Annotated in this window: 10 protein-coding genes; 4 read left to right on the forward strand and 6 right to left on the reverse strand. The window is 69.7% G+C overall.

What is annotated here, in order from left to right; translation table 11 throughout:
- Positions 1 to 43: 43 nt before the first annotated feature.
- The 3 genes from MJ783_RS10830 to nadA all read right to left on the reverse strand — a co-directional run bounded on the left by MJ783_RS10830 (position 44) and on the right by nadA (position 2,859).
- On the reverse strand, positions 44 to 1,021 hold the full coding sequence (locus MJ783_RS10830) for an aldo/keto reductase family protein (protein ID WP_239310266.1): 978 nt from the start codon (positions 1,019 to 1,021) through the stop codon (positions 44 to 46).
- A gap of 96 nt (positions 1,022 to 1,117) precedes the next feature.
- Positions 1,118 to 1,723 (reverse strand): DUF3043 domain-containing protein, encoded by a 606-nt coding sequence (locus tag MJ783_RS10835; protein WP_239310267.1) that lies wholly within the window; start codon positions 1,721 to 1,723, stop codon positions 1,118 to 1,120.
- On the reverse strand, positions 1,723 to 2,859 hold the full coding sequence (nadA, locus tag MJ783_RS10840; RefSeq protein WP_239310278.1) for a quinolinate synthase NadA: 1,137 nt from the start codon (positions 2,857 to 2,859) through the stop codon (positions 1,723 to 1,725). The genes MJ783_RS10835 and nadA overlap by 1 nt, the downstream gene beginning before the upstream one ends.
- 541 nt (positions 2,860 to 3,400) lie before the next feature.
- On the opposite strand from nadA, the gene MJ783_RS10845 reads away from it, so the two are divergent.
- Positions 3,401 to 3,784: an iron-sulfur cluster assembly accessory protein gene (locus tag MJ783_RS10845; protein WP_239310268.1), complete on the forward strand. Its 384-nt coding sequence runs from the start codon at positions 3,401 to 3,403 to the stop codon at positions 3,782 to 3,784.
- Positions 3,785 to 3,969: 185 nt separating this feature from the next.
- Entirely contained in the window at positions 3,970 to 4,974 is a 1,005-nt protein-coding gene (locus MJ783_RS10850; protein ID WP_239310269.1) for a carbohydrate kinase family protein, read from the forward strand.
- Here MJ783_RS10850 and MJ783_RS10855 read toward each other — a convergent pair.
- The 3 genes from MJ783_RS10855 to MJ783_RS10865 are packed head-to-tail and all read right to left on the reverse strand — an operon-like array spanning position 4,950 to position 7,016.
- Positions 4,950 to 5,243: a sulfurtransferase TusA family protein gene (locus MJ783_RS10855; protein WP_239310270.1), complete on the reverse strand. Its 294-nt coding sequence runs from the start codon at positions 5,241 to 5,243 to the stop codon at positions 4,950 to 4,952. The two genes, MJ783_RS10850 and MJ783_RS10855, sit on opposite strands and share 25 nt — an antisense overlap.
- Positions 5,240 to 6,388: a cysteine desulfurase family protein gene (locus MJ783_RS10860; RefSeq protein ID WP_239310271.1), complete on the reverse strand. Its 1,149-nt coding sequence runs from the start codon at positions 6,386 to 6,388 to the stop codon at positions 5,240 to 5,242. The genes MJ783_RS10855 and MJ783_RS10860 overlap by 4 nt, the downstream gene beginning before the upstream one ends.
- Before the next feature lie 31 nt (positions 6,389 to 6,419).
- Entirely contained in the window at positions 6,420 to 7,016 is a 597-nt protein-coding gene (locus MJ783_RS10865; RefSeq protein ID WP_239310272.1) for an isochorismatase family protein, read from the reverse strand.
- A gap of 120 nt (positions 7,017 to 7,136) precedes the next feature.
- Here MJ783_RS10865 and MJ783_RS10870 point away from each other — a divergent pair, with 120 nt between their 5' ends.
- Both MJ783_RS10870 and MJ783_RS10875 read left to right on the forward strand, forming a co-directional pair.
- Positions 7,137 to 7,955, forward strand: a complete 819-nt coding sequence (locus MJ783_RS10870; protein ID WP_239310273.1) for a DUF3097 domain-containing protein — start codon at positions 7,137 to 7,139, stop codon at positions 7,953 to 7,955.
- Positions 7,956 to 8,086: 131 nt separating this feature from the next.
- Complete coding sequence (locus MJ783_RS10875) at positions 8,087 to 8,899, forward strand: N-acetylmuramoyl-L-alanine amidase (RefSeq protein WP_239310274.1); 813 nt, start codon at positions 8,087 to 8,089, stop codon at positions 8,897 to 8,899.
- The last annotated feature ends 162 nt before the right edge of the window (positions 8,900 to 9,061 follow it).

Here is a 9,061-nt window from a genome sequence, read left to right on the forward strand (position 1 = left end):
TTAGCGCGTCCTGGCCGTGAGGCCGTCGCTTCGCGTCCGCTTGTTACACGATGTCCGGGTCGGTGACGACGACATCGCCGAGCACCGCGTCGATCCGGGTCAGGACCTCCGGGTCCAGCGTCACTCCAGAGGCCTTGACGTTCTCGTGAACCTGCTCTGGTCGTGACGCTCCGATAATCGCTGATGCCACATTGTCGTTCTGCAGCACCCAGGCGACGGCCAGCTGCGCGGGGGACAGGCCGACGTCGGCCGCGACCGGCAGCAGGCCCTGGACCCGAGTGAGAACCTCGTCCCCCATCAGCCGCCGGATGAAACCCGCGCCGGAGCCGCTGGCCGCACGAGTCTCCTCCGGCGGCGGGGTTCCCGGCTGGTACTTGCCGGTGAGCACACCCTGCGCGACCGGTGACCAGACGAGCTGGGAGATGCCGGCGGCGCGGGAAGTGGGGATGACCTCCGCCTCGATCTTCCGCCACAGCATCGAGTACTGCGGCTGGTTGGAGATGATCTGGTCGAAGCCGGTCGCGGCGGCGATCTCCACCGCGGCGGCGATCTGCGTGGCGTCCCACTCCGAGACACCCACGTAGAGCACCTTGCCGGCCCGCACCAGGTCCTCGAAGGCCCGCAGGGTCTCCTCCAGGGGCACGGTCGGGTCATAGCGGTGTGCCTGGTAGAGATCGAGATGATCGGTGCGCAGCCGCCGTAGCGAGGCGTGGCAGGACTCGATGATGTGCTTGCGCCCCAGACCGCGATCGTTCGGGCCGGGCCCAGTCGGCCAGAAGACCTTGGTGAACAGCTCGTACGATTCGCGCCGTATCCCCTCCAGGGCCTCACCCAGCACAGCCTCGGCCTTCGTACCCGCGTACACGTCGGCGGTGTCGAAGGTCGTGATCCCGCTGTCCAGCGCGGCGCGTACGCACGAGAAGGCCTGATCCCGTTCGATCTGGTCGCCATGGGTGAGCCAGTTGCCGTACGAGATCTCGCTGACGCTCAGCCCACTGCGTCCTAGTCGTCGATGCTCCACCCGGTCACCCTATGATTCCCGGCACAGAGCTTGAGGCCCGGGTCGTACCGGAGCGTCTCGCTCTGTGCCGGCATCATCTGATCACCGCGTGGTCCGTCACCCGTTGCCGACGCGGGTGAGGTGCGGCCGCGGCATCCGCCAGCGGGCCGGCAGCAGGGCGCGCTGCACGCTGTACGCGCGTACCCGGACCGTCGAAGCCGGGTATTTCTCGGCAACTCTGCGGCTGACCTGGCGCGACAGCACGATCGAGTCGACGGCCACAGCGAGGATTCCCAGCAGCATCAGGTAGGTGGCGATGAGCCGGACGTACACGTTCGGGACGAGCCCACCGACGAAGTACACCGCCGCGGCGACCAGGAAGAACGGCCCCACGTTGCGGCGGGTGTCGACGAAGTCCCGGGCCAGCACACGTTCGGGGAGACGCTCGCGCGGGGGCAGTCTGCTGATGTCCCCGGACATCATCCCGGCCCGGTACTCCTGGCTCTGGCGACGGCGTTCCGCGCGGGACCGGGTACGCGCGTCCTTGCGTGAAGCCGGGGCCGCGAGGACGCCGCCACGGGCGCGTGCCGCGCGTGCCGCGCTGCGCTTCGGGGTCGGGCGTCCCTTGCCCGGCTCGTTCCCGCCACCGCTGGGCGCAGCCCCGTCGGTGGGTGGGGCGGCGGGCGCGGCCGACGCCGTTGTGCGTCGTTTCAACAGGGCCATCAGGGGAGTGCCAGCATCTGGTCAAGGGCCTTCCGGGCGTGGGCCGCGACATCGAGGTCGACCGTGATGAGGTTGACCGTCTCGCCGCGGGTGAGGGACTCGAGCGCCCACACGAGGTGGGGTAGATCGATACGGTTCATCGTCGAGCAATAACACACCGTACGGTCCAGGAAGACCACGGTCTTGTCCGGATGCCGATGCGCGAGCCGCCGCACCAGGTTGAGCTCCGTGCCCACGGCGAAAGCGCTACCGGGCGGCGCCTCATCGACGACCTTGATGATGTATTCGGTCGAGCCGACCAGGTCCGCGGCGGTGACGACGTCGTACTGGCATTCCGGATGGACGAGCACGGTGACGCGGGGCAGGCGGGCGCGGACCTCGTCCACGCAGGCGCGGCTGAACCGGCCGTGTACCGAGCAGTGCCCCCGCCAGAGGATCATCCGCGCGTCGCGCAGCTGTGCCGTCCCGACACCGCCGCCGGGACGGCGCGGGTTGTAGACGACACAGTCGTCGAGCGACATGCCCATCTCCAGCACCGCGGTGTTGCGGCCGAGATGCTGGTCGGGCAGGAACAGCACCCGCCGGCCGCGGCGCTCGGGCCCGAATGCCCAGGCAAGAGCCCGGCGGGCGTTGGACGACGTGCAGATCGTGCCGGCATGCCGCCCGGTGAACGCCTTGATCGCGGCTGTGGAGTTCATGTAGCTGACCGGCACCGTGTCCTCGGCGAGGCCCGCGTCCGCCAGCGTTTCCCAGGCCTGTTCCACCTGCTCGATCGCGGCCATGTCGGCCATGGAGCAGCCGGCGGCGAGGTCGGGCAGGATCACCTGCTGATGCTCCCCGGTGAGGATGTCCGCGCTCTCGGCCATGAAGTGCACGCCGCAGAAGACGATATGGCTGGCCTCGGGACGGGCCGCGGCCTGCCGCGCGAGCCTGAACGAGTCGCCGGTCACGTCGGCGAAGGCGATGACCTCGTCGCGCTGGTAGTGGTGCCCGAGCACGAAGACGGAGTCGCCGAGCGTCGCCCGAGCCGCCGCGGCGCGGTCGACCAGGTGCGGATCGGACGCCGGCGGCAGCGCGCCGGGGCAGTCGACCCCGGGCTCGCTGCCGGGATCGGCGGCGCGACCGAGCAACAGCATCGCAAGCGGATTCGGGAGTATCGGTGGCGGCGCTGTGACCGATGGCGATGTGACCGGCGGCCCGACCGGCGGAGTACTGGCGGCGCGGCCGAGCGCGGGATTGATCGTCATGCTCGCTCCTCCGGTCGACCGGCCGATGGGGGGCCTGGCCGCCTAGCCTGTGCGCGAATGGTCGATAAGACTCTAACTCGCTATGCGCGCACGTGTCGCAGTCGGCGGGGGGAGTCCGCGATCACAGCCCCCCGGTCCGTGCTTGGTCGTCCGCGGCGCTCCTGCGTACGATGGGAAGGCGATCGCGGCGTGCGGTGTTGCAGGTAGGTGTTGGGGGTGACGGCTACCGCCGCGATGGCATGAACGGCGACATTCACCTGAATGGCGATATTTACCGGCATCTCACGCGGCCGCGTACCGAGCGCGGCCGCTGGCGTGGGGCACACCAATACAGGCCAGACCTGACAACAAGGGCTCGCTGGCCCACCGATGTGCGAGCATGGATTTTCGCGCACTCGCGGGCCCCAAGGGAACCTAGGGAGCAGTCTCCATGACCGTCCAGGACGCGACGACTGACACCGTGACCGGCACGGACACCGTGGCTCGGCCGAATACCGTCATCCTGACCGATGTGGCCTCGAGCAAGGTGAAGAGCCTGCTTGAGCAGGAAGGCCGGGACGACCTCCAGCTGCGGATCGCCGTGCAGCCCGGTGGCTGTTCTGGCATGCGGTACCAGCTCTTCTTCGACGAGCGTCAGCTCGACGGCGACACCGTGCTGGACTTCTCGGGTGTCAAGGTCGCGGTCGACCGGATGAGCAGCCCGTACCTCGGCGGCGCGACGATCGACTTCGTCGACACGATCGAGAAGCAGGGCTTCACGATCGACAACCCGAACGCGGCGGGCTCCTGCGCCTGCGGCGACTCCTTCCACTGATCATATTGCCACGGGGCCGGGTTCGTCCCGTTCCGGCGCGTCAGGGATAGGCAGATGATGGTGTTCGCCTCGACCGGTTTCCGGCTGGGGCGAGCACCATCGCCATGTTCCGGTGGATGTCGCGGCGCCCCGAAGATGAGGCTTTCCGCCAGCGAGCGGCTGTCGACCGGGTAAGCTCGCGTGTCGTGCGCATCGCCGTGACAGGTTCCATCGCCACTGACCATCTCATGCGTTTCCCGGGGCGGTTCGCCGACCAGTTTCTCGCCGACCAGCTTGAACGGGTGTCGCTGTCCTTCCTGGTTGATGATCTGGTCATCCGGCGCGGGGGAGCGGCGGCCAACATCTGCTATGGCCTCGGGCGGCTGGGGCTCCGCCCCGTCCTGGTGGCCGCGGTCGGTGAGGATTTCGCCGACTACCGTTCATGGCTGGATCGCCATGGAGTGGACACGGATTCGGTACTGGTCAGTGATCTTTTTCACACGGCTCGTTTCGTGTGCACGACCGACAGCGATCTGTGTCAGATCGCCTCCTTCTACCCGGGCGCGATGAGCGATGCTCGCCTGATCGAGCTGGGGCCGATCATCGAGCGCCTCGGTTCGCTGGATCTGGTGGTGATCAGCCCGAACGACCCCGAGGCCATGCTCCGCCACACCGACGAGTGCCGGGATCGCTCCATCGCGTTCGCCGCCGACCCGTCCCAGCAGCTTGCCCGGATGGACGGCCCGGAGATCCGCCGGCTTGTCGAGGGGGCCACCTGGCTGTTGTGCAACGCATATGAGAAGAGCTTGCTGGAGAGCAAGACCGGCTGGTCGGATGCGCAGGTACTGCAACGCGTAGGGACGCGGGTCACCACCCACGGCGCCGACGGCGTCTCGATCGAGGCTGTCGGCGAGCCGCCGCTCCACGTACCGGTCGTGCCGGCCAGGGTGACGCCCGATCCGACGGGTGTCGGTGATGCCTTTCGTGCCGGTTTCTTCGCCGGTCTCGCCTGGGATCTGCCCCAGCAGCGGTCCGCGCAGCTCGGCTGCCTGCTCGCGACACTCGCGTTGGAGACGATCGGCACCCAGGAGTACGACACCATCCCGGACGACCTGGCCAAGCGGCTTTTGGAGAGCTATGGGCCCAACGCCGTCGCGGAGATCGCCCCGCATCTCCCGGTGAATGATCAGGAACAGCGGCGGACGAGGTAGGCCGTTCCCCCGCTGGCCAGTTCGCGGGTCGCGACCAGCGTGTTGGCGCGCATCCGGCACCAGGCGGGGATGTCATACGCGGCGGCTGGGTCGTCTGCCCACAGCTGTAGGTCGGCGTTGACGTCGACCTCGCGGATCCGGCGCGCGAGCTCGATGACGGGTAGCGGGCACCGGTGCCCGCGTGCGTCCACGGTGAGCTGGGCGCCATCCCACGCGGCGCCGTGGCCGCTGTGGCCGGCGGCGCTCGTACCGGCGTCGGATGGCGTCACAGGCTGACAGCCCCGGCTCGCTCCCGGACCCGGGCAACCGCGTCCGGCAGGACCGCCAGCAGGGTGTCCACATCTGCTGTGCTGGATTCACGACCGAACGACACGCGGATGTTGCCCTGGGTCAACGCGCCCATCGCCGCCAGCACGTGGCTCGGGGCGAGCGTGTCCGATACACAGCTCGATCCGCTGCTGACGGCGATCCCCGCCCGGTCCAGCTCCCCGAGCAGCGACTCCCCGTCCACGTACAGGCAGGAGAAAGTAAGCAGATGCGGCAGCCGACCGGCCGCATCAGGGTCGCCGAGCAGCTCGACATCCTTGACGAGGTGGGGGATGCCGGTGCGCAGCCGCTCGATGTAGCCGGCCAGGCGCGGCGTCTCAGCGGTGATCTCAGCGGCGCGGGCATGCAGGGCCGCGGCCGTCGCGACGATGGCCGCGACGTTGGGGAAGCCGCTCACCCGGCCACCCTCGCGTTCGTCCGCGGGCAGCGGGTTGACCCATCGGCACCCGGTCCGTACCACCAGGATGCCGACCCCCGCCGGCCCGCCGAACTTGTGCGCGCTGGCGCTGAGCAGATCGGCGCCGAGGGCGCGGACGTCCACGGGGATCCGCCCGACCGACATGGCCGCGTCCACATGCAACGGGACGCCTGCGGCGTGCAGCACACCCGCGGTCGCGGCTACCGGCTGAATGGTTGCGACCTCGTGGTTGGCATGTTGCAGGCTTGCCAGGGCGGTATCCGGCGGGGGAGCGAAATCCGCCGGGTCGACCCGGCCGAACCGGTCCACGCCGACGGTGTCGACGGTGCCGCCGGCGTCTTCGTGCCACTGCGCGGCGTGCAGAACGCAGGAGTGCTCAACGGCGCTGACCAGCATCCGTCTCCCTGACCGGCGGCGGGCCTGGGCCGCGCCAAGAACCGCGAGCTGGGCCGCCTGGGTGCCGGACGAGGCGAAACTGACCTCGTCGGGACGGGCACCGATGACCGCGGCGACGGTCTCCCGCGCGGCGTCGAGCAGCAGGCGGGCGTGGCGGGCGTCGCGGTACAGGCGGGCAGGGTCCGCCCAGCCGTCGTCGAGGGCAGCCAGCAGCGCTGTACGGGCCGCGGGATGCAGGACGGCCGTGGCCGCGTGGTCGAGGTAAGCCGGCACGTTCCCACGGTATTGCGGCGGCCGTGACCGTTCACTGGTCGGGAACCACCACGACGCCGGCGTCGCGCAGATCGGCGATGGCCTGCGTGTCGTCGCCGGGCTGGAGCGTGACGAACCGGGTCAGCGCGAGCGGCACCACCACCTGATAGCCGAGTGCCCGCCCGTCCAGAGCCGTTGCCTTCACGCAGTAGTCCCCGGCGAGGCCGACCACGACAATCGTGGTGATGTCGCGGGTAGCGAGAATCCGGTGGAGCTCGGTCGCCTGCGCGGCGTCGGTGAGCGGATCCCGGACGGTGAATCCCGAGTAGCCGTTCTCGCCGCCCGTCCCTTTGCGAACCACCGTTCCGTCCACCCGCAGCATCGGATGCAACCGTGCGCCCACGCTCTCCCGCACGCAGTGCGGCGGCCAGATGCCTCCGCTGGTGGAGAAGTGCGGGGTGGTGGGCGGATGCCAGTCCTGGGTGTAGACGACCGGCGATCCCGCCGCCACCGCCTGCTCGATCTCGGCATTGACAGCCGGTATGATCTCTTCGCCGCCGGGGACGTACAGGCTGCCTTCGGGCGCGGCGAAGTCGTTCTGGATGTCGATCACCAGCAGGGCGACACCCGGTCGGTATCTCTCGGTCATAGGTTGATTCTGGGACGTCGGCCCAGCCGCGGCGCGCGCGCCCGCGTGTTCGGATCCACGGGTGAACGACGAGGCACGCGGACGGCACGCGCCCGCGAACGGCCGGGCTACAGTAGGCGGGTGCGCAGCAGAGACTACGGGCCTGATGTGCTGGCGCGGGAGAAGCGCACGCGGCCCGCGCCGCCGCCCACGGTCGAGGCGGACCGGGAGCTGGTGGTTGAGGACGCCGCCACTGGCTTCTGCGGCGCGGTTGTAGATGTTGAAGCGGGCGGTGTGCTGCTTGAGGACCGGCATGGCCGACGCCGGGCTTTCCCGCTTGAGCCCGGGGCCTTCCTGCTCGACGGCCGGCCGGTAACGTTGATCAGGCCCCAGCGGGCGGCACCCACGGGCCCCGCCCGCACCGCGTCCGGCTCTGTGGCCGTTCGCGGCCACCCGGCGCGGGTCGCACAGGCGAGCCGGATCTACGTGGAGGGACTGCACGACGCGGCGCTCGTCGAGCGCATCTGGGGTGATGATCTTCGGATCGAGGGTGTCGTCGTGGAATCCCTCGATGGCGTGGATGATCTTCCCGCTGTCGTCGCGTCCTTCCAGCCGGGGCCGCGCCGCCGCCTCGGGGTCCTCGTCGACCACCTGGTTGCCGGTTCCAAGGAGAGCCGGATCGCCGCGGCTGTGACCTCACCGCACGTGCTGGTGACCGGGCATCCCTACGTCGACATCTGGCAGGCGGTGAAGCCGGCTTCCGTGGGCATCGCGGCCTGGCCGCGGGTGCCCCCGGGCGAGCCGTGGAAAGAAGGCGTGTGCCGCGCCCTCGGGGTCGCCGAGCCGGTGGACATGTGGCGTCGGGTGCTCGCCAGCGTGCGTTCCTACACCGACATCGAGGTGGGTCTTCTCGGCGCGGTCGAACGCCTCATCGATTTCGTGACAGCGGCGGCCCCGTGACGACGGGCCTCCCCGTCCCGCGGGCGCATGCCGCGGGCATGGCCGCCATGACACGTGTCCCCCCGGCTGCCCGCGGCCGGCAAGCCGTGCTGGGGCGGCGCTAGATGCCTTCGTGGCCGCGAGCGTTCGCTGTGGCCGTCACGGTTTTCGTAATAATGGTCGGGGGCTTCGCGGCCCGCGGCGTGTTACCTGGTTTGTCCAGTTTGCCCGGGTTCATGGCCCGGCAGCGGACGGATGCCGCCGCCGCGGGGCTGTCGCAGCCGGGGCAGAGCTCCCTGCGAGGACGCACGGTCCTGCTGGACCCCGGGCACAACGGTGGGAACGCGGCGGCGGCCGCGGTGATCGCACGCAAGGTGGACGCGGGCGGCATCGACAAGGAGTGCGACACCGCGGGTGCCGAGACCAACGCCGGATACCCGGAACACGCCTTTACCTTTGACGTCGCCGTCCGGGCCGCCGCGGTCCTGCGCGAACGCGGTGCCACGGTCGTGTTGACCAGGACGGACGACTCCGGGGTCGGCCCGTGCATCAACGAGCGGGCGCGGATCGGCAACGACGTGCATGCTGATGCGGCGGTGTCCGTGCACGCCGATGGCGGGCCGCCGGAGGGCACCGGGTTTCACGTCATCGCCCCGAGCCTCAGCCCGGATGGCGGGAACGCCGGGATTATCGTCCCATCAGCACGGCTGGCGGATGTGCTGCGGAGCAGGTTCGAACGGAACACCGGCGAGCCCCGGGCCGACTACGTCGCGGACACCGGGCTGTCGTTCCGCGCGGACCTCGGTGGGCTGAACCTGTCACGGGTGCCCAAGGCGTTCGTCGAATGCGCCAACATGCGCAACCCGGACGACGCCACCCGGGTCTCGGACGCCACCTGGCGCCAACATGCCGCGCGGGGTATCGCCGACGGCATCACGGCCTTCCTCGTCCCGTCCGCGTCCTGACCGGTCCCCCCGCGCTTCCGCCGCCAGGCCAGGCTGATTGTTTCCGGCTGGCGGCTTCCGGGAAACAGCTGGCTTCAGGAAACAGGCCACCAACGGCATGGAAAAATGACTGAGCATCTTTCGGCCCGCTGAGCGAAAAATCGAACGACCGGAAGATAGAGC

Origin of the sequence: Protofrankia sp. Cj3, assembly GCF_917627355.1 — a bacterium.
In the GTDB taxonomy this organism is placed as follows: domain Bacteria; phylum Actinomycetota; class Actinomycetes; order Frankiales; family Frankiaceae; genus Protofrankia.